Source organism: Archaeoglobus fulgidus DSM 4304 (genome assembly GCF_000008665.1).
Taxonomy (GTDB): domain Archaea; phylum Halobacteriota; class Archaeoglobi; order Archaeoglobales; family Archaeoglobaceae; genus Archaeoglobus; species Archaeoglobus fulgidus.
The window spans coordinates 1,179,146-1,205,401 of sequence record NC_000917.1; the positions used below are offsets into that span (position 1 = coordinate 1,179,146).

Below are 26,256 nucleotides of genomic sequence, written 5' to 3' on the forward strand. Positions count from 1 at the left end.
CATGAAAATCTACGTGATATACAACTACGGCCAGTACAACCACCTCATCCACAGAACTCTCAGGGACTTGGGAGTGGAAACGAAGCTTGTGGAGAACACCACACCCGTTGAGCAGCTTAAGGATGTGGACGGGCTTGTGATTGGTGGTGGGCCATCCCTCGACAGAACGGGGAACTGCGAGCTTTATCTCAAAGAGCTTGACGTTCCAATGATTGGAATCTGCCTCGGTCACCAGCTCATGGCCAAGGTTTTTGGCGGTGAGGTTGGAAAGGGCTCGATGGGAGGTTATTCGGAGGTTAAGGTCAGGATTGTTGAGGACGACGAGCTTTTTGAGGGGATTCCGAGAGAAATTACGGTGTGGGCAAGCCACATGGACGAGGTAAAAAAGCTGCCTGAGGGATTCAAGAGGCTTGCCGAATCGGACATCTGCAAGATTGAGGCGATGAGGCACGAGAAGAAGCCACTCTATGGCGTGCAGTGGCATCCTGAGGTTTACCATTCCCAGTTTGGTGTGGAGCTTTACAGAAACTTCATCGAGATTTGCAAAAAGTAGTCAGCTCAGCCTCTCCCTCAGCCTGCAGAAAGCACACACGTCTCCGCTCGAAACCTCTCCGCAGATTTTGCAGTACTTAGTTTCCTCAAACTCCTCCGCTGGCCTTACTAATCCCCTGACGAAGTTCTTAACGAAGCCCGGCTTTCTCCTCTCGATGTCGTAAACAATTTCCTTCCACTCCGGATTTGGAGCGTGGGGACACTCCATAAGAGTGTGGGGGATGTCATTAACCAGAACGTATAGCATGTTTTCTTTCTCGCTTACCTCGAAGAGAGGCTTTGCCCTTGTAACAATTTTCTCATCAAAGGGCTCGTTTCTCGGCATCAGCTTCTCCGCCCACACTCTCGTCCCGCCGGCAACGTTTTTGATGTAGAATGAAGCTATGTCCTCAGCCGTGTGGCCTGTGGCAACAACATCAAAACTATTCTCCCTCGCAAACCTGTTCATGATGTATCTCTTTGCAGTTCCGCAGGCTGAACAGGTTTTTCTCCTCATTTTCCTCGCAACATCATCAACGGTGAAGCCGTAGTCCCTCAGCCTCACCACGTTAAGGCTGAGGTCAAGACTGGATGAAAGCTCCCTCACAACCCTCTCCGACTCTTCAGAGTAGTTGCCAATTCCAAGGTCGATGTAGAGCAGCTCAGCATCGTAGTCGAGTTCCTTCAAAACTGCAGCCAGTGCAGAGCTGTCCTTTCCCCCCGAAATCGCTATCAGCACCCTCTCCTCTGGCCTGAGAATCCTGAACCTCTTTATGCTCCTTTTAACGAGATTTCTGTAAAATTCTGGGTAGCACTTTTCGCAGAGAGCTATGCCGTAGGCTTTAAGATTCGCTACAGCCTTTCTTCCGCACTTTTTGCACTTCATAAGAGACCCCTAATGTTCGGAATTGCTATTGACATCAGGATTGAGAAGAAGACGATGAAGGCGAAAAACTTGACGACCTTCATCGACATCTCTTCAGCCCTCTCACCATACCTCCTCGCCAGCAGCTTCGCAAAGACCTCGTGGAAAACTCTCCCGCCATCGAGAGGCACGGCTGGAAGGCAGTTGAAAAGGCCAACGTAGAAGTTAATCCACCCGACCCAGTAGAGTGTGTTCAGAACCCAGAAAACCCACTGAGGCGCGACGAAGAGGGGCTCAAGTGCTTCTGTGAAGCCCTGAAACCTGAAGGGCATTGCGATGAGGTAAAGCCACCCTCCGACGGACTTTATCAGCTCGGGAACGGATTTCAGCTCGTCGAGCATCGCCTTTGAGTGGAAGACGTTTATTCCATCAATGGAGTCAAAGGTGCTGACGTAAACGCCCAGAAATCCCTTCTCCCCTTTTCCAGCAAGCGTCACGTTGAAGGTTCTGAAGGTTCCGTTGTCGTAAACCTCAACGCTGACTCTCTGCCCCGGCTTCGTTTCCTGCATCTTCCTCTGAAAGTCCTCGTAGCCTGTAATTCGCGTCTCGTCTATTCTGACTATCAGCATCCCTGCTTTTATCCCCGCAAGCTCCGCGGGGAACTTCTCGCCATTTTCGGTGTAGAGGCCTATCACCTTCACGCCCATCACAGCCGGAACGCTCAGAATCCTGATTTCATCGCCATTCACAATCTTTATCTCCGCAATCTCCGCATTCTGCAATACCGCCTTCACGTCATCAACGCTGCTAACCTTCACTCCATTAACCTCAACAATCCTCCCCTCAACCACTCCGCTGTCGTTCACCGCAACAAGGGCGGGCTGAACTGTAGGGAGAAGGGAGAAGAAGAGTGCGAAGGCTATGAAGGCAACAGCAAAGTTGCTAACAACTCCAGCTGAGAAAATCCTGATTCTTGCAGAACTCTTTGTCCTTTCCTTATCCATAATTTCCTTCTCCTCCGGCTCGGCAAACCCGCCTATCGGGATGAGGGCGAGAATCACGCCAAGCGATTTTACCGTCACACCCTCGACTCTGCAGAGGATGGCATGGCTGAACTCGTGGACGATTAGAGTTACAACAAGCCCTATCGTGCCCCACACAATGGGAATGAAGGGATTAACGCCAGGCAAAAGCAGCGCAGCCCTCGGACTTGTCAGCTCAGACGGCTGGGGAGGACTTATGAGCATTATGTAATCCGCTATCAGAATGAGAGAGAACATGAAAACCATTCCAGCGAAGACCGCAGGCAGACCGAGGTCGGCAAAGAGCCTCCAGAATCTCTTCGGTCTTGAAAGCTTCTCAAGGAGTTCAAGCCCCTTTTTCGTTCTTATCATCAAAACTGGCCCGTAAGCGGTTATGTTGTATCTCTCAAGAGTTCCTCTTCTTCTCAGCCACTCAACCAAGCCCCAGTAGGCTCCGAAGGCGATTAGTGCGTAGGCAATGGATTCAAGCTCGGTGGACATTGTATTAAATAAGGGAGGTCACAATAAAAGCTTTGAGGTAAAAATTTATAGAATCCACACAACTAAAATCATGAGCTTTCCCAATGGGAGCGATGCTGAGGGAGTGCTGAAGAGGCTTGAAGACTACGCTAAGAACGATTTTGAGCCGCACAGCAGGAGAATGTGGGGACACATCTACTACGCCGGGCTTAAGGATGTTGTTGAGCTTGCGAGGAAGGCCTATTTAATGTACATGGATAAGACTATGCTCGACTTTACCTGCTTTCCGAGCCTTCTGAGGATGGAGAGGGAAGTTGTGCGAATGGCTTCATCATTGCTGAATGGGGACGAGGAGGTTGTGGGAAACTTCACCTACGGTGGGACTGAGAGCATAATGCTTGCCCTAAAGGCGGCAAGAGAGAAGTTCAGGAAGGAGGAAGGGGGAAATGTCGTCCCCGAAATCGTTCTGCCCGCAACGGCCCATCCTGCCTTCTGGAAGAGTGCCGAGTATCTTGGAATGAGGTGCTTGAGGGCGAAGCTCGATGATGAGCTGAGAGCTGATGTGGAGACTGTGAAGGAGCTTGTTGGTGATAAGACGGCCATGATTGTCGGCTCAGCCCCAAACTACCCCTTTGGCGTTGTTGATGACATTAAAGCCCTCTCTGACATTGCGGTTGACGGGAAACTCTGGCTGCACGTCGATGCATGCCTTGGAGGCTTTCATCTCCCCTTCTTCAGGGAGCTTGGAGAGAAAATCCCGGATTTCGATTTCAGCGTTGAGGGAGTGCACTCAATTTCAGCGGACTTCCACAAGTACGGATTGTCGCCGAGAGGGGCTTCTGTGATTCTCTACAGGAATGCTAAGCTCAGAGAGGGGCAGATTTTTGTTATGGCCTCATGGCCGGGCTATCCTCTCGTAAACACCGCTGTGCTCTCAACCCGCTCTGCGGGAACGCTCGCAGCAGCGTGGGCGGTTATGAGCTACCTCGGTTTTGACGGCTACCTGAAACTTGCAAAGAAAACGCTCTACGCAAAGAAAAGGCTGATAGATGGGCTTACAGAGCTTGGGCTGGAGCTGCTTGGCAGTCCAGAGGGGGCGGTTTTAGCATTTACCTCTGAGAGGCACAACCTCTTCAAAGTGAGCACTCTCATGGCTGAGAAAGGGTGGTATGTGCAGTCGCAGCCCGGCTCCAAGAAACTGGGCTTTCCGAGGAGTCTGCACTTCTCGGTAATTCCGGGCCATGCGGAGGTTGTTGACGAGTTTCTTGAGGACATGAGGGAGGTGCTGCCAGAGTGCGAGTGCAGCTATCCAGAAATGTCGTCCTTTGACGTTTCAAAGCTCAAATTCGGTGAGGATGGACTGCCAGAAGATTCAGAGCTTATTTCAGAGCTAATCCACTCCATGCCGCCTGAGATTGTTGAGAGCGTGTTCAAGCAATTCATCAACGAGCTAATATTCCGCTGAGTTCAGCTTTCTGTAAACTTTTTTCAGCTTGCTGTAAAGCTCCTTGTAGTATTCGAAAAGCCTGTCGTAAACCTTTGCCTCCTCATCGTCGGGCTTGAAAACTCTGTCAACCTCGAACTTCGCTGCTGCACTTTCAAAGCTCTCCTCCCCCAGCCCAACCGCCGCCATTGTAGCCAAACCTCTCAACCCAGTTTCCTCAGGATGCTTTATCCTCCTCAGCGGCCTTCTAACGGCATTCGATATAATCTGACACCAGATGTCAAAAAGCGCCCCTCCCCCGACAATGCTCACCATCTGCTGCGGAGCGGTCATCTTTTCCACATAGCCAAAGACCCACTTGATGTTCAATGCAACCCCCTCCATCATCGCCCTCAGAACCTCTTCCCTCCCGCTGTCGAGGCCCACGTTTACCAGCCCTCCCCTAACGTAGGGGTCGTCGATTGGAGCCCTCTCGCCGTAGAACCACGGCATGAATATCAGCTTTCCTGCAGGAGCCTTCTCCACAAGCTCCTTCACCAGCTCGTATTCTCCTTGAATGCCCACAAGCCTCATCGCCCACTCCAGAGCGCCTGCAGCAACTTCCTGTTCGGCAATCAGCAAGTACTTCTCAGGAATGGCGCTCAGCAGGCTCCCTATAAAGTGGAAGATGTCAGTTTTTCTTTGTGGAATGTGGGCAGCAACCCAGTCACTCGTTCCGACGTAAATGTGGCACTCGTAGTCCTTCACCGCTCCAGAGCCAACGGCTGCAGCTGCAACGTCTCCAGAGCCAACCATTACCGGCACATCCCCCTCTAATCCAAATTCCTTCCTCACCTCAGGGCGAAGATAGCCGGCAATTTCTGTGCAGTTCTTTATCTCAGGGAAGAGCGAGGCTGACAAGGCATAATCTTTAAGGATGCTCTCAGACCACCTCGCCTTCCCTCCGCGGGTGTCTGCAAGCCATGTTAGGTGTGCTTCGTCGGGACTCGTAACAAAATTTCCGGTGGCTCTCGCAACCAAATATCCTCTAACGTCGAGCATCTTGAAGGTCTTGCCGAAAACATCCGGCTCATTCTCCCTGATCCAGACTATCTTTGAAATCGGGTCTTTACCCGTCCTCGACGGTGCTCCCCCCGTCAAACGCAGAAATTTGATTAGCTTGGTTAATGAGTAGCCCTGAATTTTAATCAAACCCTTCCACACGTCCTCAGGCAGTCCCGCAGCCCTTTCATCGAGCCACGTTATGATGTTCCTCAGCGCGTTGCCCTCTCCATCAACAGGCACAACCCCCGCCATGTGGGCGCCAAACACAATGGCGTCGGGATTTGCTTTCTCAGCCAGAGGCTTGCAAACTTCAACAATACTGTTCCACAGCTTTTCCGGATCCTTCTCAGCCCAGTGCTTTTTCGGATACTCCACAACAGCCCTTGTTGATTGAGTACTCTCAGCCTCAAAATTTTCGGTGCTAACAATCCCGGCTTTAATGGAGGTGGTCCCAACATCAACTGCAAGAATGGAGGCCATCAATAATATTGAGTTGCAAAATATTTATAATTTTCTACAATTAACGACTCAGGTTTAAAGCTTTAATACTCCAGCGAAGATTAGGGGCAATGCTCAGGCTCATACTTTCGGGATTCTTTGCCTACGCCTCGCTTAGCTGCGTCATTCCAATCATCCCCTCCTACGCCTCCTCACTTGGAGCTTCCGTCTTTCTCTCAGCTTTTGCTGCTGGAGTCTTCGCTTTATTTCCCGCAATAGCCATGACACCCTTCGGTATGCTGAGCGAGGTTTACGGGAGGAGGCGTTTTCTTGTTGCAGGGGCAGTTACAAGCCTTCTTGCATCTCTGCTCTATCTGCAATCCAGCACTGCAGAACTTCTCGTTTTTTCGAGGACTCTACATGGCTTGGGGAGTGCCCTCTACATCCCCTCCATCAATGCATTGGTTGCTGACATCTCAGAGGAGAGCAGAAGGGGAGAGGCCATGGGGAAGCTGCAAACCGCATTGATGCTCGGATTCTTTGCCGGCCCGCTTGCAGGGGGTTTTGTTTCGGATTTCTTTGGTGTTAAGGCAGTCTTCCTGCTCGCTCTGGTCTTTTCTGCTGCAGCACTTGTTCCTGTTGTTGGGGTGAGGGAAAGGAGCAAGGGCGGGGAGATTGGAAAGCAGTTCATCTTTCCGAGAAAGCTTGCCCCGCTGTTTGCGGTGATGTTTGTGGGAATGGCGACCGGCTCTTCTCTTGCACTCTTCGCCATTCCATTCTACGCTCCAGAGCTTAACATATCCCAGCAGCAGGCAGGATTGCTTGTTGCTGTGCTTTTCCTCTTCTCAGCCATCATTAGAGTTCCCGCAGGGATACTGGCAGACAGGGCTGGAAGAAATGTTACCGCCCTTTTGGGGATGGTAGTCACAGGCTTGGGGCTTTTTTCCGCATTTAAGCCCGATTTTCCCTTCCTGTTTCTCGCCTCTCTGCTCTGCGGCGCAGGAAACGGCATTGTGAACACTGCAGTCTTTGCCGCAGCCTCCGACTACGAGAACAGGGGGTATGCGATGGGCGTGGCGAACACAGTCCTCAACGCAGGAATTTTCGCTGGAACAACCTTGGCCGGATTTATGGCAGGATTTCTCAGCTTTCAGAGCATGATGCTGATTCTTGCCGCAGCAACTCTGCTCTTCTCCCCTATATCACTATCGAAAGGCTTTGGCAGCATCTCTGAGGTTGAGAGATAAAAGATACTGCTTCAAGTCCCTTTTCAGGGCTGAAACTTCCCCCTTTTTAGCGCAGACTGGATAAATAACGTGCCTCCATTTTTCCCACGGCGGTTGCATCCCCAGCATCTCGGCAATTTTGTTGAGATTGGTGATATCATCAACCTTATCCATTTTATTGGCTGCAAGAAAGACTCTCGGTGTGACATCATTCAGAAACTCGAACATCTCTATCTCAACGGGGATGTATCCTCTTTTTTCCCACCTCTCAGCAATTTCGAGAAAGGAGCTTGCGTCGATAACCTCGACTGACGCAACTATTCTCCTTGCATTGGTTTCGATGTACTCAACAACGAAATCCTTCACCCTCTCGCTGAAGTTTCTGCTGTAGCCGCTCACGTAGCCGAATCCGGGCAAATCGGTGAAAATTACACTTCCAACCTGAAAGGAGTTCGGTCTGATGGTCGTTCCGGGCTTTTTTCCCTTCCTGACCTCGAATTTGAAGAGGGCTGAGAATAAGGTTGACTTTCCAACGTTTGACCTGCCTGCGAATATGACCTCCTTTACTTTCATGTTAAGGCTTGGTGGTGAGGGTTTATGACCCTTGAGTTATATCCAGCCCAGAATGCCGCCGAAGATTGCAAGCATCGCAGCATCGAAGGATAGGATTGCTCCAGCCGTAATAGCCTGCTTTCTCACCGATTCCATGTCGTAAATCCAGTATGCGGCGAGGAAGAAGGGCAGGTAGCCGATGAGGAAGATTAGCACAGGCATTGGCATTCCAACATGGATACTCCCAGGTTAGGACACCAGCTGTATTGAGAATGATTTCAACAGCCACGCATGCTGCCGAAAGCACGATGGCGTAGAAAAGCCTGTTTGGGACCATTGAAACTGTCCCGCATCCCTCAAAATCGCCAGAGCCTGCATGGCAGTGGGCATGCTGTGTTCTGGCATCGTGTATTTTTAAACTTTTCGAAAATGTAAAAATTTATTAATATCTCCGCTCAACACCCTCCGTGAAGGACGTGCTCATTGTTGGCGCTGGTGTAACGGGAAGCTTCATCGCAAAGGAGCTTTCAAAGTACCACCTCGACGTTGTGGTTGTTGAGAGGAAGTCCGGCCCCGGCCTCGACCAGACGAAGGGCTGCTCTGGGATAATTCATCCCCTCCAGCTCCCCTTCGGCTCATTAAAAAGCAAGCTCTGCCTTAAGGGCAACGCAATGATGGATGCGGAGGCTGAGGAGCTCGGCTTCACCTTCAAGAGGGTAGGGCTAATTCTCGTTGCTACCAACATCATAACCTTCCTTGCAATTCCCCTCATCCAGCTTTACTTCAGGCTAAACGGAGTGGTTTCGAAAAGGCTGGGCAAGAAAAAGGTTCTTGAAATGGTTCCCAATTTGAGGGAGGACATCTGGGGCGGACTCTTCCTCCCGACTGCTGGAGTTGTCAATCCTGTCGAGATGACAGCATCAGCAATAAGGTTTGCGAAGGCAAACGGCGTTGAGGTTCACTACGACTGTGAAGTTGTTGGTATTGAGAGGAAAGGAGAGGGATTCATTGTTAAAACAACCAAGGGCGATTTTGAGGCGAGATGCGTCATAAACTGTGCGGGCCTTTACGCTGACGAGATTGCGAAAATGGTTGGCTACGAGATGACCATCACACCGGGAAAGGGAACGCACATAGTTTTTGCCGAGAGGGGCTTCTCAAACCACCTCACCGTCGCAATCCCCCTCAAGCCCAATAAGAGGACGAAGGGGGGAGGAGCGCTCATAGGCTTCGACGGAAAGCCGCTCTGGGGGCCCAATTTGATTGACGTGGAAAGCAAGGAGGACACCTCCGTAAAGAAGGAGGAGATTGAGGGCATAATCGAGAAGTTCTCCCCCCTCTTCACGAGGAAGCCTGAAGGTGTCGTAGCCTTCTACGCTGGTCTGAGGTCGATTGCAGGGACTGACTTCGTAATCAACCAGCCCGTTGAGGGATTCATCAACGTTGCAGGCATTCAGAGCCCCGGACTGACTGCTGCTCCGGCCATCGCCGAGATGGTAATTGAAATGCTGTCATCAAGGTTTGAGCTTAGGAGAAAGGAGGAGATTAAAAGGCCGGAGTGGATTAGGCTGGCCGAGCTGGATGAGGATGAAGTGAGGAAGGCTATAGAGGAAAATGAGGATTTCGGAGAGATAGTCTGCCTTTGCAACATGGTCAGCAAAGCTGAGATTTTGAGGGCGGTAGAGGAGGGAGAGTGCTTTGATACTGTAAGGCACCTCACGTGGGCGGGAATGGACTGCTGCAAGTGCCATGCCGAGATCATGCAGCTAATAGAGGAGAAGACTGGAAAGGCGAGGAAGGAGATTGAGGGAAGTGATATTGTATGGTAGTGGTTGTTGGTGGTGGTTACGCGGGTATTTTGATGGCAGAGAGGCTCAGAGAAAAGGGAGTCGTGGCTAAGGTTTACGACATGAGGGGAAAGGGAGGGGAGCTGGCAGAATTTGCGAGGATAGAGGAGCTGAGAGATTACTACGGGAAATTCATAGAGGTGATTGAGGAAAGCGACGTTGAGGTTACAAAGGGCTGCGTTGTTTCCACCTATCCTTTAAAGGTAATTTCTCCGAGAGGAGTAGAAACTGGCAAGGCTGAGGGCTACTTCATCTGCACAGGAGCCGTTGACTTGACCCCTGCAGCATCGGAGGTTTATGGTAAGAGAGTGGCGGGAATCTTCACCCTTGAGACCGCAATCAGACTGCTGGCGATGGGGAAGAGAATCGGAAATAAGGTTCTAATCCTCGTAAGGAGAGAGGAGGGGATTTTCAAGGCGCTGGAGGAGCATTTAATCTCTAAAAACTACGAGGTTGAGCTATTGAAATCCAAAAGCCCCGCAGAAGTTTACGGTGGTAAGAGGGTGGAGAGAGTTGAGATTGATGGTGAAAGCATTGTTTGCGACACCCTCATAGTTTATGGCGGCAGAATGCCCTTCAATCCAAAAAATCTGAAGGGGGAGCTTGCAGGAAACGTTGTTGAGTGCACCTACGACTACGAAAAAGTTGAGAAAAACGTTCAGAGGATTATGTTCTGAGCATAGCCGCAGTTAGGACACTTGGGCGGGTTGTCCCTCACCAGATTGATGTTGTAAACGTAGAATCCCTCCCTTTCAATCAGCAATTCCCCGCAGTTGGGGCAGTAGGTGTTCTCGTACCTATGCCCCCAGACGTTTCCCGCGTAAACGTACTCAATTCCTTCCTTCTTGGCTATCTCTACAGCCTCCTCAATCTTTTCAACGGGCGTTGGCGGTTTGTCGAGCATCTTGTAATCTGGATGGAAGCGGGAGAAGTGGACAGGGATTTTTGGAGATAAATCTGCCACCCACCTGCAGAAGTCTCTCAGCTCCTCTCTGCTGTCGTTTTCGCCGGGAATGATGAGGTAGGTCAGCTCGACAAAAACACCCTTTCGGTGAAGGTACTCGACCGTCTCAAGCACGTGCTCAAGCTTAGCCTTGCATATTTTTTTGTAAAAGTCTTCGCTAAAGGCCTTGACGTCAACATTGGCTGCATCAAGCACACCTTCAAACTGGTCAACCGCTTCTGGCGTCATGTAGCCGTTGGTGACGTAAACCACATAGTATCCAGACTCCTTTACGAGCTTTGAGCTGTCCAGAGCAAACTCATGCCAGATTGCCGGCTCGTTGTATGTCCAAGCAACCCCATCCGCCCTTCTGTCAATGCACATCCTCAAAACCGTATCCGGGTCGATTTCTCTAAGGTAGGAGTAGTCAAGATCGGCGAAGGCAATCTCAAAGTTCTGGCAGTGCAGGCAGCGGAAGTTGCAGCTCACACTGCCGAATGACAAAACCTTGCTGCCGGGCTTGAAGTTGTTGAGTGGCTTTTTCTCGATTGGGTCGAGAGCTATCGAGGATGCCATTCCGTAGTTTAAAACCAGCAGCTCCCCTCCTTCGTTCTTCCTGACCCTGCAGATTCCTGTTTTTCCTTCCTTGATAATGCAGCGATGCCAGCAGGTTTTGCACCTTACATCTCCGTTAAGCTTCTCGTAAAGGTACGACCTCACTATCATAGCTCGCTCCAGATTTCTCTAATTTCCTTCGCGTACTCCTCGGGAACAAAGAAGACAACGCTCTCGTCGTGGAACATTTTCGGATAGAACACGTCGCACCAGTAGTACTTTGCGAAAGGTGTTCTGGCAACGATGTTGATGTTAGTCCTGAAGTGATCGCCGATTCTGTCAGCACAAAACATCGAGAAGTTGAACGCATTGAGATTTTTCCTTCCGTAGTACCTCAAAATTTTCGCTATTCCTTCAGCGATGCCCTTCAGCTGCTCATCGCTCATCTGCATAAACTCCCTCTCTTCGGGTATGCCTGTGAAGTGGAAGAACCCCTTCGGAGCGAAGGCAGCGACCCACTCGGTTTTATCGGTGCTGCCGATGTATCTCTCTCCTCCCTTTTCAACCTCCGCAAGCTTTTTCCAGTAGTCAACGCCGTTGCTCTCTTTGAACTCAAGAGCGCTCCAGTCGAGTCTAGCGAAGTAGTCGGTTGACACCTCACTTATCATTACCTGAATGTGGGGGTGCATTATGCTGCTTCCGGAGGGCTTAAGATAGTTCATTCCGATGGTTACGTAATACTTCCCTTCGGGAACTTTCTTCACGTATTCCTGAATCAGCTTGAAGGCGTCGAAGAAGTGCTGCGACTTGAACTCCGAAACGGGAACGTAGTGCTCCTCAGTCAGCCTCAAAACGAGGGAGTATTTCGAATACGGCGTGAGGTTGGAGAAAAGCACAGCCTCCCCCCTCTTCCATAGCTCACCTTCCATTATCTCGGGGTCTCGAGACACCATCTGCTCAATCCTTTCTGGGCAGAAAGGGCACCAGGACCTCGTGCTATCAATCTCCTCCTGAAAATCCCCACTCTGCATCGGAATTGTCTTTTTCAGAATTCTCGACGTCTGCAGCGTCAGAGGGTCGTAGCGTATTTCAACAACGTTCTCTTCAACCTTGCCACCAACAAGAATCTTCGCAACCTCAACCTCTTTTCGAAATTCCATGTATGTTCTTGGCTACCGAAGATTTAAAGATTATGAACAACCTTAAACTTCCTGAGGTGTAGGTGGTGCGATGAACCTGGATGAGCTTCTGCTCCTCATCGAAAAGAACAGGTCTCAGCTATCAAAAATTGATGATGATTTCTACGAAAAGCTGAGAGAAAGGATAGCAGAGCTGGAAGAGATGAAGAGCTCCGCAGGAGAGAGCGACTTTTTCAGGTACGAGGATGAGATCAGAACGCTGAAAAGGCTGCAGAGGAAAATTTTCGAGCTGAGAACCGGAAAGATAATCAGCGCTGCTTGGGCTGAGGTTTGCGGGCAGCAGTTCAGCAGCGATGTCGAGAACATGTGCAGCGATGAAAGGGTATTTTTCAAAAAGCTGATTGACATAATAAAGGAGTTCAAAAGGAGCATTCTCGAAGGAGGAAAAAGGAAAATTTCCGACAGAGTTCTTGTAAGGATTAAAAAGGATGTTGAGATACAGGGGGCTGACGGAAAAACATATAAATTGAGGAGGGAAGATGTGGTTACACTCCCTCAGTTGAACGCTGATGCTCTAATCAAGGGTGGTATCGCTGAGAGAATAGAGGTGAAAGAGGATGAAGTATCCCAAGAAGGTTAAGACGTTCTGCCGATATTGCGGAAAACACACTCTCCACGAAGTCGAGAGAGTTAGCAAGGGGAAGGCAAGCTCACTGAACTGGATCAACAGGCAGAAGAAGAGGAGGGGAAAAGTTGGTAACCTCGGTAAGTTCAGCAAGGTTCCCGGTGGGGATAAGCCGACGAAGAGGGTGAACATCAGATTTCGCTGCACTGAGTGCAAGAAAGCTCACCACCGCCCGACGTGGAGAGCGAAGAGGTTTGAACTAATTGAGAGGTAAAGGGGGTGGTGGTGTGCACAGCAGGTTTGTCAAGGTCAAGTGCCCTGACTGCGAGCACGAGCAGGTAATTTTCGACCACCCCTCCACCATCGTCAAGTGCATAATCTGCGGAAGGACCGTTGCGGAGCCCACAGGCGGGAAGGGCAACATAAAGGCTGAGATAATTGAATACGTTGACCAGATAGAGTAATCCCCTTTTACAATTTTGTTAAATTAATGCCAGGACACCGGTCATCACTTTTACCAAGAATTCCACTTCGGGGAAGCCGGTCAACAAAAGCAGGTTGTGCACCGAGCATATCCCAAGCACGGCTGTGGAGATTGCAAGGCCTGCAACAAGGCCTATATAAATTCCCCTGCCGAGCGAAAAGCTTAGCCTTCGAGTATAGAGGAGGAGGGCAAAGGCTGTGGCAACAATAGCGATTTTGAGAAGAAGGAATGAAGCGGGATTTAGGGATGATACGAACTCGTTAAGCTCATGAAATCCCATTTCGATGCCCTTCACCGTTGTCATGTAGTCGGCAAGATTCACGATTGCGAACGTCATCATAAGGAGGTCTGTTTTCTCCATACTTACAATATTGCAATTACAATATAACAAGTTTTTGTTTGCAAAAGTTTTATACACGCCCACACCTCTGAAATTGATGGGTATTGAGGTCGTGGTTCTGCTCACCACTTTAATGCTTGATGCGGCAGTTGGAGAGCCTCCGGCGTTGCTACATCCGGTGGTGTGGTACGGAAAGCTGATCTCTCTCCTTGAGAGGGCCAAATTCAGAAAGATGTTGGTAGAGATTTTTTATGGAGCCTTTTGCTGTTTAATTGTCATAACCTTCGCCCTGATTCTCTCCTTGCTTCCCTTCCCTTACCCCCTGAACTTTCTCTGGGCCGTTTACCTTCTTTTTTCCTCCATATCGGTGAAAAGCATGGTGAACCACGCCAGAGTGTGTGTAGAGAGCGGAGTGGACAGGAAAGCCGTGCAGATGATTGTGAGCAGAAATACGGAAGAGCTGAGCGAGGAGCAGCTTTGCTCTGCAGTAATTGAATCCGTTGCGGAGAACTATGTTGATGGAGTTGTTGCTCCCCTCTTCTACTTCTCAATTTTCGGAGTTGCGGGAGCGGTGGTTTACAGGGCTGTTAACACCTGCGATGCGATGGTGGGATACAGGAAAGGCAGATACGAGGCTTTCGGGAAGTTTGCCGCAAGGCTTGATGATATCCTGAACTACATTCCCGCAAGGCTTTCCCTGCTCTTCTTCGAGCTTTTGAAGAGAGGGGCATTTTCCTACGGCTTGAAGAGAAATGTGAAGCTGAATGGCTGCGCAATAGCGGCGATGTCCTACTTGCTTGGCGTTAAGCTTGAGAAGCCAGGATACTACTCTCTTCCGGGCATAGAGCCAAGTGCTGCTGACATTGAAAGGGCGATAAAGGCTTTTGTAAGACTCACAGTAATTGCAGTAATCTTCACAACCATTGCAGTTTCAATCAGGATAGTGTTATTAACAAAGCTGCACTTCTGAAACCAATGATTTGCAACGCCTGCGGGGGCAAGGGATATATCGAAATCGAGAAGGAATGCGAGATCTGCGGTGGAACAGGGAAGGCAAAGAGCTTTGACCCGAAGATAACGGCCGAGCTTTCCGACGAGCAGATAAAGATGTTCATGAGTGGTGTTTGTGGAGTTTGCAGGGGAACGGGGAAGGTAAAAATAATGGATGTCTGCAGGGAGTGCAATGGAACGGGGAAAGCTGGAAGGTGCAAGATTTGCGGGGAGAAGGTTGTTGGCAACCACGACCTCTGCAGCAGGTGCAGAAGGCAGCCCCACGCTTACAGGCTGAGGAACAGCTGCGGCATTGAGGATGTGAGAATAAACAGAGTTTATGTTGGGACAGTTTCAGCAGTAACAGACATAGGCGTTTTCGTAAACCTGAACAAAAGGCTGAGGGGTCTCATTCACAGAAGGAACCTCGGAAACAACAGGTTTTCGGAGGATGAAGAGATTTTAGTGCAGGTGAGCGGAATCGGGCTGAGCGGGGAGATTGACCTGAAACCAGTTAAAATGGATGGCTACAAGGTTGTTGAAATCTCGAAGGAAGTTGGGAGAGTTGAGATAGCGGAGCTTGAGAACTACATAGGGAAGATGGTTGAGGTAAGGGGGCTGGTTACGCACATCAAGGTCACGGGAGGGCCGACGATTTTCACGCTCCTCGATGGCAGGGCGAGCGTTCAGGCTGCGGCCTTTGAGGGAGGGGAGAGGGCCTATCCAGAGGTAAGAGTTGATGATGTTGTTAGAGTCATTGGAATAGTAAAGAGGAGGGAGAACAAGCTCCAGATTGAGATTCTTGAGATGGAGAAACTTCTCGGAGAGGAAGCCTACGAGGTGAGGAAGAGGGTTGAGGCTGAGATAGAGAGGGCATGCGAGCCTGATTTCAGGGGATTCCTCATCGAGAGCGAGGTTCTTGAGGCTCTTAAAGAGGACATGCTGAAGGTGGCAAAGGAGCTGAAGAAGGCCATCTACGAGTCAAGGCCCGTAATTATCAGGCACCACTGGGATGCTGACGGGACGTGTGGCGGAGTTGCCCTTGAGAAAGCCCTGACCGATTTGGTTGAGAGAGTGCACTCGGACAGCGAAGCAAAGTACTACCTCGTTAAGAGGAGAGTTTCAAGGGCTCCTTTCTACGAGCTTGAGGATGTTGTGAGGGATTTAGATGAAAGTTTAGAGGATGCAGAGAGGCACGGAGATAAGATACCTCTGGTTGTTTTGGTTGATAACGGCTCTGGCCTTGAGGATGTCCCTGCGATAAGGCAGTTTCTGCTTTTTGGTGCGGATGTAATCACAATCGACCACCACTTTCCCGATGAAGAGGTGGACAGCTACCTTCTCTACCACGTTAACCCCTACAAGGTCGGTGGGGACAGCAACTACACCTCCGGAGTGCTCTGCGTTGAGATTGCGAGGATGATATCTGACTTGGACATGAAGCACCTCGCAGCCATTTCCGTTGTTGGAGATAGAGCTGAGGGGGAGGTCGAGAGGTACATTGAGCTTTCAGGGAAAAGCAGAGAGGAGCTTGCCGACATAGCTCTTGCTGTGGAGTACGAGGGCTTTTACCTGAGATTCAGGACTGCAAGCCAGATAATGCACGAGATTCTCGGTTTTGGAAGGCAGGACAGGCATGTTAAGCTTGTCAGAATGCTCTCTGAATACGCCAAGGAGGCGATTGAGGAGCAGGTGAAGACGGCGATGGAGGGCGTTAAGGTGCAGATTCTACCCAACGGAATAGCCCTTGCCGCTCTGGACGTTGAGAACTACGCCAAGAAGTTCACCTTCCCCCCGCCGGGAAAGCTGACTGGAGAGGTGCACGACAGGCTTAAGCAGAAGTATGAGAGGATCGTAACCATAGGCTACGGCCCCGACTTTGCTGTTATCAGGAGCGAGGGAGTGGAGCTGGACATTCCGAGGATTGTTAAAGAGCTTAGGGAGGAGATAGTTGCTGGCGTCGATGGTGGAGGACATCTGGTGGTTGGCTCAATAAAGTTCGTTCAGGCGAAGAGGAAGGAGGTTCTGGCGAGGCTTGCTGCAAAAATTGGGAACCTGAAGTAGTTGTTTTAAAGCCCTAAAACCCCCAAATCCAGCCTCCCTTCCACCTCATCCGCAATCAAATCAGCCCAATCCTCCTTTTGCCTGAATTTTATGCCCAGATAACCTCCCAGAGCCCTCAGAACGTTTTCATTCCAGAAGAGACCGTGGAGGTAAGTTCCCCAGCACATGCCATCCTCGCTGGCACAGCCGTCATCCTCAAAAATGGGATTGCTCGCCCTCGTGATGCCCTTGTGAATCTCGTAGCCCCAAACCTTCTCGCCCCTTATCCTGTCCAGAATCACTGCGTTGCCGTTAACTCTCTTCTCTACCTGAACCGTCCTCTTCCTGTACTCCCTGAACTCCGTAACCGCATCGAGAAGCCCGAGCCCCTTAGCCCTGATTCTGCCATGCTCCACGCCCATGTCGACGAGCTCTCTGCACATTATCTGATATCCCCCGCATATCCCGATGACCGGAATCTCTCCAGCCTTCCTCACAATCTCCTCTCCCAGCTTTGAGGATTTCAGAGCCTTCAAATCAGCAATGGTGTCCTTGCTGCCGGGAATAATCACAACCTCACAACCGTTGAGCGAGGAGTTGAGGCTGAGAAACCTCGCATGCTCCCTGAGGGGCTCAAAGTCCGTGAAGTTCGAAACTCTTGGCAGCCTTACTATCCCAACAGTCCCTTCTGCCCCCCACTCCTCGATGTTCAGCGAGTCCTCCGACGGAAAGTTGTAATCAAGGTAGGGAAGAACTCCCAGCACCCTTATTCCAGTCAGCCTCTCAAGCTCCCTTATACCGCTCTCAAGCACATCCTCCCTCCCTCTGAGCCTGTTTATCACAAACCCTTTAACGAGCGGCTTTACATCATCTGGCAGGAGTGCGTAGGTGCCGTAGAGGGAAGCAAAAACCCCGCCCCTGTCTATATCGCCCACAATCAAAATGTCAGGCCTCGCAAACCTCGCTATGTGAATGTTGGGCAAATCCCTTTCATAGAGATTGATCTCCGCCATCCCACCGGCACCCTCAATAACAACAAAGTCATACTCCTCGGCCAAGCTGAGATAAGCTTCTTCAACAACCCTCTTCAGCCACTCAACCTTCACCCCGTAATATTTCCTTGAATCAACGTCACCCACAGCCTCCCCCATTACAACAAGCTGAGACACGAAGTTTCCCTTCGGCTTGAGAAGAACGGGATTCATTCTTTCATCAGGCTCAATGCCCGCAGCAAAGGCCTGATAGGCCTGAGCGATGGCAATCTCCTTTCCCTTTGAAGTGACAAAGGAGTTCAGGCTCATGTTCTGAGCTTTAAAGGGGGCAACGTCATAGCCCCTTCTGGCCAGAATTCTGCAAAAAGCAGCAGCGAGCAAACTCTTGCCTGCGCTGCTGGTGGTTCCACCTACCATCAATGAAGGCATCAGAAAAAGTTGATTTGAATCAAAAAAACTTTACTCAAATCTTGCCCTTCAGCAGTTCGTGACCCTTCTCAACCACAATTTTCGTGGGAGTGGGCATCTTCATTGCCGCCCTTCTCAAAGCTTCCTTTGCAATCTCGAAGTGCTCTGGCTTAACCCACACGCTCATAATCTTCGTTCCCGGCTTTACTCTTGCAGCCCTGCCTACTGGCTTGCCAAAAGCTGCCCTCATACCCTGTGAAATTCTGTCCGCTCCAGCACCCACAGCCATCTTGTGCTCCCTCAGGATGTGGTGCGGGAAGATTCGGAGCTTGAGCTTGTAGTTGCTCGCTCCTGCCCTCCTCGAAACGTACTTGTTGGCAACGACTCTCGCAGCTTCCAGTGCATTCTCCCTGATTTGCACTGCCTCCTTGGCAACGAGTGTGAGCATAACCGGGAAGTCAGCGCTCTTGTTACCCATGTCGAACATTCTGACTCTTGTTCCCGGAGCACCATCGATGTACTCGGTTCTTGTGTATGGCCTTTCAAGCCTTCGCCACATTCTCGCTGGTTTTCTTGCCATGTTCCCCACCACCTCAGCATGTCAAATAAAGGTTTCGTCACCTTTTCGACAGAGGGATGAACTTCTTCTCCTTCTCCCCCACATACTCCGCTCTTGGCCTTATAAGCCTGTTGTTCTCGTACTGCTCTATGATGTGGGCAGTCCAGCCTGAAATCCTGCCCATAGCGAAGATGTTGACGAAGAGGTCGTCGGGAATGCCGAGGTTGGCGTAAACGCTTGCGGAGTAGAAGTCAACGTTTGGAAGGAGCTTCTTGTACTTGTAAGCAGCCTTGGCGATGGCCTCGCTGATTTCGAACCACTTCGTTGAGCCTTCAGCAGCAAGTCTTTTAGCCAGATACCTCAGCAACTCCGCCCTTGGGTCCATAACTCCTCTGTAAACCCTGTGCCCGAATCCCATTATCCTCTCTCCAGCCTCTATTTTTCTTTTCACGTACTCCTCAGCCCTTCTTGGAGATGCAACCTCCCTAAGCATCCTCATGACCTCCTGCGCCGCTCCTCCATGCAGCGGCCCCATCAGCGTTCCAGTTGCGGCAACAACGCAGGCGTAGATGTCTGCAAGAGTTGACGCTGCAATCCTCGCCGCAAAGGTTGAGGCATTTAGCTCGTGCTCCGCGTGAAGAATTAAATCCATGTCCAGCGCTCTCTCAGCAGTTTTGGTTGGTTCCTCCCCGTGAAGCATGTACAGAAAGTTTGCAGCATGGCTGAATTCAAGAGCTGGCGGAATTATGTTCCTTCCCGTCCTGATTCTGTGATAGTAAGCCACTATTGTGGGAAACTTGGCAATCAAGTCCTTTGCCTTGTTGAAAGTTTCCTCCCTCGTCCTTACAGCTATCTTCTTGTCAAGGCTGCCGAGGTAGCTTGTTGCAGTTCTGAGCACGACCATGGGGTGCGTGTATGGCGGCAGATGAGTGAGGAGACCTATGATTTGAGGTGGTAGCTCCCTCCTCTCAGCAAGCTCTATTTTGAAGTCCTGAAGCTCGTATTTCTTCGGCAGCTCTCCGTAAAGCAGAAGGTAAGCCACCTCCTCGTAGCTTGCCTTTCTCGCAAGGTCACGGATGTCGTAACCCCTGTACTCAAGAATTGCCCTCCCGTTTTCAAGGGCAATCCTCGAAATCGTGGTTTTGCAGGCAATCACATCTTCCAATCCGTCCTTCATTTTACACACCTCTTCTTCCGTAAACTTCCAGCACCATTCCCGAAACCACAATTGGCCTCTCGGTGTTCGCAACCTCTATTGCGTTGTCGAGCTTCCACTCCTTCTCGGCGTAGATGGTGAGAAGCGGGTCTCCGACCTTTACAACCTCACCCCTCTTCTTGTGGACATAAACTCCCGCTCCCTTGTCCTTGGGAGCGCCTGCTGTTCTCGCTATTTTCACGATGCTTTTATTGTTTACCGAAACCACCGCCCCTTCCACCTGAGAGGTGAGTGTGTAGGTCTTATCTCCCACCGCCACGTCCTCGGCCTTAACGCTCTCATCTCCTCCCTGAGCCGCAACAATCTCCCTGAACTTCTCAAGCGTTTTTCCGCTCTCGAATATCTTCCTGGCATGCTGATAGCCGTTTGTGGCTATGCCGGTCATCTCGAAGAGTATTCCCGCTATGCCAAGGGACTTCTCAACCAGACTCGAAGGACCTCGTCTGTCCTCCATCGTCTTAAGCGCTTCCCTTGCTTCCAGCGCGGGGCCAATAGCCCTTCCCACGGGCTGACCTCCGTAGGTTATTGCCGCCATGACGTTAAGCCCGAGCCTTCTGCCGAGCTCAATGAAGTCGTTTGCCAGAGACCTGCCGACCTCCACCTTCTCAATCTTTGCCCCCTCCCCAACGGGAATGTCGATTACGACATGCTTCGCTCCAACCGAGCCCTTCTTGGCCATAACGCTGGCAAGAAGCTGCGGTCTGGGATCGATGGAGAGGGGATGTTCGACCCTTATTATTTTATCATCTGCCGGAGCTATGTTCGTCGCCCCTCCCCAGGCAATGACTCCCCCCACTCTCTCCGTAATCTCCTTTATCTCGTCAACGCTCAGATTGACGTTTGCGAGAACCTCCATAGTGTCTGCCGTTCCGCTGGCTGACGTTATCGCTCTGCTTGCTGTCTTCGGAATTAAGAGCCCCGCCGCAGCAACAGTCGGAACGATGAGCAGGGATATCTTGTTGCCCGGCACACCGCCAATGCTGTGCTTGTCCACAACCGTTCCCCTGTCAAACTCAATCCTCTCTCCGGTTTCAATCATCGACCTCGTTAACCACTCTATTTCGTCAAAATCCATCCCGCGAAGCATCGAAGAAATGACAAAGGCTGTGAGCTCAACCTCGCTCAGAGCGTTGTTGGTTATGTCCTCAACTATCCTCCTGATTTCATCCTGGCTCAGCTTCTCGCCCCTCGTCTTCTTCTTTATCAGCTCAACGCTTTTTGGTTTCGGAGATGGAAACACATCAACCTCAGCACCGTCCGATATTCCAAGCTCCATTGAAGCGAGGTCTGTTAATCCGACAAAGCCCTTCTCAACGATTTCCCTCGTTATCTGTACTGTGGCGACAACCCCCGCCTTGCCGTACCTCACCCTGACTCTATCCCCCTCTCTGACGCCAAGCTCGCTTGCATCCTCTTCGTTAAGAATCACGGCAAACCTTCCCGACTTGAATGGAACTCTAACCGCCTTGAAAATCATGACCACCACCTTCCCATCGTGTACCTCTCTATAATAACCCCTGAAATCTCGAAGGCCTGCTTGGTGTTCGCAACCTCTATTGCGTTGTCGAGCTTCCACTCCTTCTCAGCATAGATGGTGAGAAGCGGGTCTCCGACCTTTACAACCTCACCCCTCTTCTTGTGGACATAAACTCCCGCTCCCTTGTCCTTGGGGGCTCCTGCTGTCCTTGCTATTTCGTTAAGGGCTGCTATGTCTATTTCCCTAACGTAACCCTCCTTCGCAGCGTGGAGAGTGTAGGTCTTATCCCCCACCGCCACGTCCTCGGCCTTAACGCTCTCATCTCCTCCCTGAGCCGCAACAATCTCCCTGAACTTCTCAAGCGTTTTTCCGCTCTCGAATATCTTCCTGGCATGCTGATAGCCGTTTGTGGCTATACCGGTCATCTCGAAGAGTATTCCCGCTATGCCAAGGGACTTCTCAAGCAAGTCCCCTTCAACCTTCCTCTCCATAACTTCGAGAACCTCTCTCGCCTCCAGCGCGGGGCCAATAGCCCTTCCAAGGGGTTGAGAGCCATCTGTCAGAGCCGTTGCAACCTTGAGGTTCAAGTTCCTCCCAATTTCCATCATAGCATTTGCGAAGCCTCTTCCGACGTCAACGTTCTCGACCTTGGCCTTCTTTCCAACCGGAATGTCGATGGCGACGAATCTTGCACCGCTTCCCAGCTTTTTGGACAGCACACTGGCCATTAGATGCGGTTTTGGGCTTAGCTCCAGCTGGTATTCGACCCTTATTATTTTCTCATCAGCCGGGGCAATTCCCGTGGGGGCGTTCCATGCTATAACCCCTCCAACTTCCTCGGTAATCTCCTTTATCTCGTCAACGCTCAGATTGACGTTTGCGAGAACCTCCATAGTGTCTGCCGTTCCGCTTGCAGTGGTTATGGCTCTGCTTGCTGTCTTCGGAATTAAGAGCCCCGCCGCAGCAACCGTGGGGACGGCAATCAGCGAAAACCTGTTTCCGGGCAACCCTCCAATGCTGTGCATGTCCACAACCGTTCCCCTTTCGAAAACTACCCTTTCTCCGACTTCGACCATCGCCTCGATCATCCACTGAATCTCGTCGTTCTGCATCCCTACAATCTCGTTTGCAAGTATGAATGCAGAGATTTCAATGTCCGAGAGTACGTCAGATGAGATGCTGCCAATTATGTCCTTAATCTCCTCTCTTTCGTATTTAGCTCCGTTAAGCTTCTTTCTTATGTATTCGACCGACTTCGGCCTGGCGAAGGGAACAATCTCAACCACGCACTCCTCGGAAAGGCTGCACGTCTCGGCGGTGAAGGTGCAAACTCCAGCTTCCCCACTGCTAATGAACTCCTGAGAGATCTCAACCTCCGCTACGAATGATTTGCCGTCATAGCTAACCTTCACTCTGTCTCCCGGAAGGAGACCGAGTTCAGCCGCGTCATCCTGACTCAGAACAACAGCAATCCTTTCGGTTCTGAGGGGCAAGGTCTTTATCCTGAACTTCATTGAACTTCAAAAACTCTGAAAGAATATTAACTTTTTCTCGCTATCGTGAAGAAGTTATAGATAATGTTGTTTATGTTTAAAAATTCTCACCTGAAAAGGTTTTAAAGCTGACGACAATTTAACATCATGAACATACTGGAAATTGCGGAGAACCTCTACCTAATAGACCTCCCTCAAAAGAGGGAAGGTTTCAGGAAGTTTATAAGCTCATGGGTAATAAAAAACGGTGATGAGGCTGTTTTGATTGATGTTGGGCCCTCCTCAACAATTCCAAAGCTCCTCGAGTCGCTGAAGTATCTGGGAATAAAAGCGGTTCCCTACATTCTGCTAACTCACATCCATCTCGACCACGCAGGAGGTGTGCACGACGTTCTGAAGAAGTTCCCAGAGGCAAAGGTTGTGGTTCACGAAAAAGGGAAGAGACACCTCGTTAACACGGAGAGACTTTGGGAAGCTTCAAAGGTCGCTTTAGGCGACATCGCAGAGGTTTACGGACCCCCAAAGCCCATCAGTGCCGAATCAATATGGGATGGAGAAATCGAGTTTGCGGGGGAGAGCATTGAGGTCATCGATGCTCCGGGCCACGCTCCTCACCACCAGTGCTACGTTTTCAAGGAGTTTCTGTTCATCGGTGAGGCTGCGGGCGTGCACATGCCACTGAAAAACGACTACTACCTCCGCCCTGCCACGCCCAAGAGGTTCATTTTTGAGGTTGCCCACTCCACCCTTGAAAGATTGAGGGACTTGGGAAGCTTGAGAGTTTGTTTCGGGCACTTCGGATTCAAGAGAGATAGCTTAGAGATTATTGAGAAGGCAGGCAAGCAGCTCAGATTCTGGGTTGATACCGTTTACGACATTGGCTGCAGGAGGGACTTTGAGGAGGAGGATGCAATAATCAGGGAGGCTAAAGAGGAGCTTCTGGAGAAGGACAGAAGGTTTGCCCGCTACCATCTGCTTGATGAGGATATCCAGAAAAGAGAGGACTTCTTCATAGAAAACTCGCTCAGGGGAATTCTGGACTACGTTTACACCAGCTACTGTGAGCCCTAATTTTAAATATCCCCAACCACTTGAAGTATCGTGGAAGCTAAGGACTGGCTGGCAGTTGTGGCAAAGCTCAGGAGAGAGTTTCTCAAAATCGCTTTAATTGTAATTGTTGTCAGCTCCCTGTTTTTCACCTTCGGCGCGAACATAGTCGTTGGGAAGATTATTGGCGACCTCTTTCCCGGGGAGGCTGTAATTGAGAACAGAGATAAAATCCTCGCAATTGCCGAAGAGCTGAAAAAGATAGCCTCGGATTTGGAAAACTACGCCTACCACCCGTCCGAGGCGAACAGAAGTATTGCCTTCGCCGCCTCCAAAAGTCTTGTAAGGATAGCAATGCAGCTCTCAACCTCTCCTGTTCTGCTCACACCCTTGGAGGGGCTGCTCCTGTACCTCAAAATCTCCCTCGCAGTCGGAATTGCCGCTGCCCTCCCCTACATTTTCCACCTTGTCCTGACAGCTTTAAGGGAAAGGGGCGTTATTACCTTCAGCTTCAGAAAAACCTCAGCCTTTAAATACGGTATGGCAGCAATTTTTCTCTTCGCCCTCGGCATTTTCTACGGCTACAACATGATGAAGTTCTTTATTAAATTTCTCTACCTCATGGCGGTCTCCCAGGGAGCGATACCGCTCTACAGCCTTTCCGAATTTGTCAACTTCGTTGCCCTGATGCTTGTTCTCTTTGGAATTGTTTTTGAGCTGCCGCTCATTCTCTTTTTCCTCGTGAAAAACGACATTGTGAAGTACGAGACCCTCTCCTACTACAGGAGGCACATCTACGTTGCCTTTTTCGTAATTGGTGCAATCACCACACCCCCTGATGTTTTCACGCAGTTGATGGTGGCTGTGCCGATGGTTGTCTTTTTTGAAATCAGCCTGCTTTTCGTCAGAATCTTTGCCCGTCCAAAAACCTAAAGCATCTCCAAAGCCTCTTCCACCTTCATCCCCCTTCTTACACCAAGTTCTTCGGCCTTTGAAGTAAGCTCTGCAATCTCAGCAGAGGACACATCCTGAAAGCCCCTCACTCCCCTCACAACGCATGCCGCATTGCCAACCTTCTCCATCGCCTCCACGCTTATATAACCGCAGCCAACAACGAGCCTTTCGTGGATTAAAAGCAGCAGAGGTGCGTTCGGCAGGTCAACCTTCAATCCGAGCAGCTTTTTACCTCCCACGTCGAGCATTTCCACCTCAATCATGAACTTATTTTGGAAGAGCATACTTAAAACCTGACGCTGAATGGTTTCTGTGAGGTGCGCTGAATGCAAGGGGAAGCTCCTCTGCGGGAGGAGCAAATGCCCGCTGCTGGAGAAGTATAGGTTCTTGAAGGAGATTAAAATTGACAGCAGAATTCTCGACCCCTCACCGCCCTCAATTTTCGTTGGGAGAGTTGGGTATCCGAAGGTCTACGCTGGCCCCCTCGTCTCCATTAATGCCGATCCGGTTTATGCAGACTCCCCATGGCTTTGGAAGAGCATAGAGGAGGTAATCAGGCTGAGAACGTCAATGCTGAGAGTCTCAAGGAGATTCAGAGTTGAGGACGTGAGAGAGGAGAAGAAAGAGCTTACCGAGATGCAGGAGATGACTGCAGCAATTAAGCCTGTCGATGTTGAGGCGGAAATCAGGAAAATAAGCAGAAAGGCTGAGTTCGATGACGTTATGCAGCCTATGGGCTACTCTGCCATTGCCGAATCCATAAAGCTTGCAGAAAACCCGAAAATCCCCGACAAAGTTGAGAAAGTTTACTACGATGACATGAAGGCCTACGAAGCTCTTAGCTACCTCTACAACCACGGCTTCTCAACCTACTACCTCCAGAAAATTTTTTCTGCAGGGATTCTTGGGGAAAGGAAGAGCAGAAAGCTTGTCCCCACAAGGTGGAGCATAACCGCAGTGCACAGCATTGTTGGGGAAGCTATCAAGAGGGAAATTGCCGCTTACAAACCCATTGACAAAACTCTCCTCTTCAACTACGAGCATTTCGGCAACCACTTCGAGGTTATCCTGTCTCCTGAAAATTACTTCTTCCAGCTTGTTGAAATATGGCAGAGAAAGTCCTTCTGGAGCCCGAAGAGGACTGGATTGGGGTTGACAGCGAGGACATAAGGCCCAAAAGGGATTACTCCAATTTGAGCGGTGGATACTACGCTGCTCGCCTGCCCGTGCTTGAGTATTTGAGGGAAAAGAGGGGGCAGGCTTCAGTTCTCGTCATCAGAGAGATTAAGCCCTCATATTACGCACCTCTCGGCGTTTGGGTTGTGGAAGAGGGAGTAAGGAAAGCTCTTAAGAGCAAGCCGGAAGTTTTCGAGAGCTTTGATGATGCCCTGACAGCAGCATCGCGGAGAGTTGAGAACAAAGAGTGGAGAGCACTTGTTTCGAGACAGACGTCCCTTGCTTCCTTTTTTGGGTTTTGAAGGTTAGGAAATCGAGGGAAAGCTTAATATTAGAAAAAAGAAAAATTCGATTGCTGGAGGTGTT

The 26,256-nt window shown here is 50.4% G+C and carries 28 protein-coding genes; 14 read left to right on the plus strand and 14 right to left on the minus strand.

Translation table 11 applies throughout. The annotated features are described in order from the left end of the window. Position 1: 1 nt before the first annotated feature. Positions 2–553 (plus strand): GMP synthase subunit A, encoded by a 552-nt coding sequence (locus AF_RS06670; RefSeq protein WP_010878817.1) that lies wholly within the window; start codon positions 2–4, stop codon positions 551–553. Here AF_RS06670 and AF_RS06675 read toward each other — a convergent pair whose 3' ends face one another. Together AF_RS06675 and AF_RS06680 are read right to left on the minus strand one after the other, a co-directional pair. Next, positions 554–1,417 (minus strand): ATP-binding protein, encoded by an 864-nt coding sequence (locus AF_RS06675; RefSeq protein ID WP_010878818.1) that lies wholly within the window; start codon positions 1,415–1,417, stop codon positions 554–556. Then, on the minus strand, positions 1,414–2,919 hold the full coding sequence (locus AF_RS06680) for a site-2 protease family protein (protein ID WP_010878819.1): 1,506 nt from the start codon (positions 2,917–2,919) through the stop codon (positions 1,414–1,416). The genes AF_RS06675 and AF_RS06680 overlap by 4 nt, the downstream gene beginning before the upstream one ends. A gap of 70 nt (positions 2,920–2,989) precedes the next feature. Between AF_RS06680 and AF_RS06685 the strand changes: the two genes are divergently transcribed. Further along, complete coding sequence (locus AF_RS06685; RefSeq protein WP_143274415.1) at positions 2,990–4,363, plus strand: pyridoxal phosphate-dependent decarboxylase family protein; 1,374 nt, start codon at positions 2,990–2,992, stop codon at positions 4,361–4,363. Here the strand turns inward: AF_RS06685 and AF_RS06690 are convergent. After that, on the minus strand, positions 4,349–5,866 hold the full coding sequence (locus AF_RS06690) for a xylulokinase (protein WP_010878821.1): 1,518 nt from the start codon (positions 5,864–5,866) through the stop codon (positions 4,349–4,351). The genes AF_RS06685 and AF_RS06690 overlap by 15 nt on opposite strands. A gap of 89 nt (positions 5,867–5,955) precedes the next feature. Here AF_RS06690 and AF_RS06695 point away from each other — a divergent pair, with 89 nt between their 5' ends. After that, positions 5,956–7,071 (plus strand): MFS transporter, encoded by a 1,116-nt coding sequence (locus tag AF_RS06695; protein ID WP_010878822.1) that lies wholly within the window; start codon positions 5,956–5,958, stop codon positions 7,069–7,071. Here the strand turns inward: AF_RS06695 and engB are convergent. Both engB and AF_RS13110 read right to left on the minus strand, forming a co-directional pair. Beyond that, positions 7,030–7,623, minus strand: coding sequence for a GTP-binding protein EngB (engB, locus tag AF_RS06700; RefSeq protein ID WP_010878823.1), 594 nt, complete (start codon positions 7,621–7,623; stop codon positions 7,030–7,032). The genes AF_RS06695 and engB overlap by 42 nt on opposite strands. Positions 7,624–7,659: 36 nt before the next feature. Next, positions 7,660–7,830: a hypothetical protein gene (locus tag AF_RS13110; RefSeq protein ID WP_010878824.1), complete on the minus strand. Its 171-nt coding sequence runs from the start codon at positions 7,828–7,830 to the stop codon at positions 7,660–7,662. Positions 7,831–8,069: 239 nt separating this feature from the next. Here AF_RS13110 and AF_RS06710 point away from each other — a divergent pair, with 239 nt between their 5' ends. Next, positions 8,070–9,431, plus strand: a complete 1,362-nt coding sequence (locus AF_RS06710; RefSeq protein ID WP_010878825.1) for an NAD(P)/FAD-dependent oxidoreductase — start codon at positions 8,070–8,072, stop codon at positions 9,429–9,431. Then, a complete protein-coding gene (locus tag AF_RS06715) occupies positions 9,425–10,126 on the plus strand; it encodes an NAD(P)/FAD-dependent oxidoreductase (protein WP_010878826.1) in 702 nt (233 codons plus the stop codon). The genes AF_RS06710 and AF_RS06715 overlap by 7 nt, the downstream gene beginning before the upstream one ends. Here the strand turns inward: AF_RS06715 and amrS are convergent. Both amrS and AF_RS06725 read right to left on the minus strand, forming a co-directional pair. Beyond that, positions 10,108–11,118: an AmmeMemoRadiSam system radical SAM enzyme gene (gene amrS, locus AF_RS06720; protein WP_010878827.1), complete on the minus strand. Its 1,011-nt coding sequence runs from the start codon at positions 11,116–11,118 to the stop codon at positions 10,108–10,110. The two genes, AF_RS06715 and amrS, sit on opposite strands and share 19 nt — an antisense overlap. Further along, positions 11,115–12,107: a hypothetical protein gene (locus AF_RS06725; RefSeq protein ID WP_010878828.1), complete on the minus strand. Its 993-nt coding sequence runs from the start codon at positions 12,105–12,107 to the stop codon at positions 11,115–11,117. The genes amrS and AF_RS06725 overlap by 4 nt, the downstream gene beginning before the upstream one ends. Before the next feature lie 70 nt (positions 12,108–12,177). Here AF_RS06725 and AF_RS06730 point away from each other — a divergent pair, with 70 nt between their 5' ends. The 3 genes from AF_RS06730 to AF_RS06740 are packed head-to-tail and all read left to right on the plus strand — an operon-like array spanning position 12,178 to position 13,175. Further along, positions 12,178–12,726: a hypothetical protein gene (locus tag AF_RS06730; protein ID WP_010878829.1), complete on the plus strand. Its 549-nt coding sequence runs from the start codon at positions 12,178–12,180 to the stop codon at positions 12,724–12,726. Continuing rightward, positions 12,704–12,985 (plus strand): 50S ribosomal protein L44e, encoded by a 282-nt coding sequence (locus AF_RS06735; RefSeq protein WP_010878830.1) that lies wholly within the window; start codon positions 12,704–12,706, stop codon positions 12,983–12,985. The genes AF_RS06730 and AF_RS06735 overlap by 23 nt, the downstream gene beginning before the upstream one ends. A gap of 13 nt (positions 12,986–12,998) precedes the next feature. Then, positions 12,999–13,175, plus strand: a complete 177-nt coding sequence (locus AF_RS06740; protein WP_010878831.1) for a 30S ribosomal protein S27e — start codon at positions 12,999–13,001, stop codon at positions 13,173–13,175. Between the two features lie 18 nt (positions 13,176–13,193). On the opposite strand, the gene AF_RS06745 is transcribed toward AF_RS06740, so the two are convergent. Continuing rightward, positions 13,194–13,556: a DUF5658 family protein gene (locus AF_RS06745; protein ID WP_048064372.1), complete on the minus strand. Its 363-nt coding sequence runs from the start codon at positions 13,554–13,556 to the stop codon at positions 13,194–13,196. 76 nt (positions 13,557–13,632) lie between these two features. Here AF_RS06745 and cbiB point away from each other — a divergent pair, with 76 nt between their 5' ends. Next, positions 13,633–14,505, plus strand: a complete 873-nt coding sequence (cbiB, locus tag AF_RS06750; RefSeq protein ID WP_010878833.1) for an adenosylcobinamide-phosphate synthase CbiB — start codon at positions 13,633–13,635, stop codon at positions 14,503–14,505. 5 nt (positions 14,506–14,510) lie between these two features. Next, complete coding sequence (locus AF_RS06755; protein WP_010878834.1) at positions 14,511–16,589, plus strand: DHH family phosphoesterase; 2,079 nt, start codon at positions 14,511–14,513, stop codon at positions 16,587–16,589. 5 nt (positions 16,590–16,594) lie between these two features. On the opposite strand, the gene cobQ is transcribed toward AF_RS06755, so the two are convergent. The 5 genes from cobQ to AF_RS06780 are packed head-to-tail and all read right to left on the minus strand — an operon-like array spanning position 16,595 to position 22,734. Beyond that, positions 16,595–17,989: a cobyric acid synthase CobQ gene (gene cobQ / locus AF_RS06760; RefSeq protein WP_010878835.1), complete on the minus strand. Its 1,395-nt coding sequence runs from the start codon at positions 17,987–17,989 to the stop codon at positions 16,595–16,597. Between the two features lie 34 nt (positions 17,990–18,023). Further along, the gene (rplJ, locus tag AF_RS06765) at positions 18,024–18,548 is read right to left on the minus strand and encodes a 50S ribosomal protein L16 (RefSeq protein WP_010878836.1); all 525 of its coding nucleotides are present in this window, start codon (positions 18,546–18,548) and stop codon (positions 18,024–18,026) included. 37 nt (positions 18,549–18,585) lie between these two features. Further along, complete coding sequence (locus AF_RS06770; RefSeq protein ID WP_010878837.1) at positions 18,586–19,704, minus strand: citrate/2-methylcitrate synthase; 1,119 nt, start codon at positions 19,702–19,704, stop codon at positions 18,586–18,588. Between the two features lies 1 nt (position 19,705). Continuing rightward, on the minus strand, positions 19,706–21,220 hold the full coding sequence (locus AF_RS06775; RefSeq protein ID WP_010878838.1) for an AMP phosphorylase: 1,515 nt from the start codon (positions 21,218–21,220) through the stop codon (positions 19,706–19,708). Then, entirely contained in the window at positions 21,217–22,734 is a 1,518-nt protein-coding gene (locus AF_RS06780; protein WP_010878839.1) for an AMP phosphorylase, read from the minus strand. The genes AF_RS06775 and AF_RS06780 overlap by 4 nt, the downstream gene beginning before the upstream one ends. A 126-nt stretch (positions 22,735–22,860) precedes the next feature. On the opposite strand from AF_RS06780, the gene AF_RS06785 reads away from it, so the two are divergent. Further along, a complete protein-coding gene (locus tag AF_RS06785; RefSeq protein WP_010878840.1) occupies positions 22,861–23,784 on the plus strand; it encodes an MBL fold metallo-hydrolase in 924 nt (307 codons plus the stop codon). Between the two features lie 30 nt (positions 23,785–23,814). After that, positions 23,815–24,693, plus strand: coding sequence for a twin-arginine translocase subunit TatC (locus AF_RS06790; protein ID WP_010878841.1), 879 nt, complete (start codon positions 23,815–23,817; stop codon positions 24,691–24,693). Here AF_RS06790 and AF_RS06795 read toward each other — a convergent pair. Continuing rightward, the gene (locus AF_RS06795) at positions 24,690–24,977 is read right to left on the minus strand and encodes a YunC family protein (RefSeq protein WP_048064373.1); all 288 of its coding nucleotides are present in this window, start codon (positions 24,975–24,977) and stop codon (positions 24,690–24,692) included. The genes AF_RS06790 and AF_RS06795 overlap by 4 nt on opposite strands. Positions 24,978–25,017: 40 nt before the next feature. Between AF_RS06795 and AF_RS06800 the strand changes: the two genes are divergently transcribed. After that, positions 25,018–25,884, plus strand: a complete 867-nt coding sequence (locus tag AF_RS06800) for an Nre family DNA repair protein (RefSeq protein WP_244372732.1) — start codon at positions 25,018–25,020, stop codon at positions 25,882–25,884. Then, a complete protein-coding gene (locus tag AF_RS13495) occupies positions 25,821–26,192 on the plus strand; it encodes a hypothetical protein (protein WP_244372734.1) in 372 nt (123 codons plus the stop codon). Before AF_RS06800 ends, AF_RS13495 begins: the two co-directional genes overlap by 64 nt. Positions 26,193–26,256 lie beyond the last annotated feature (64 nt).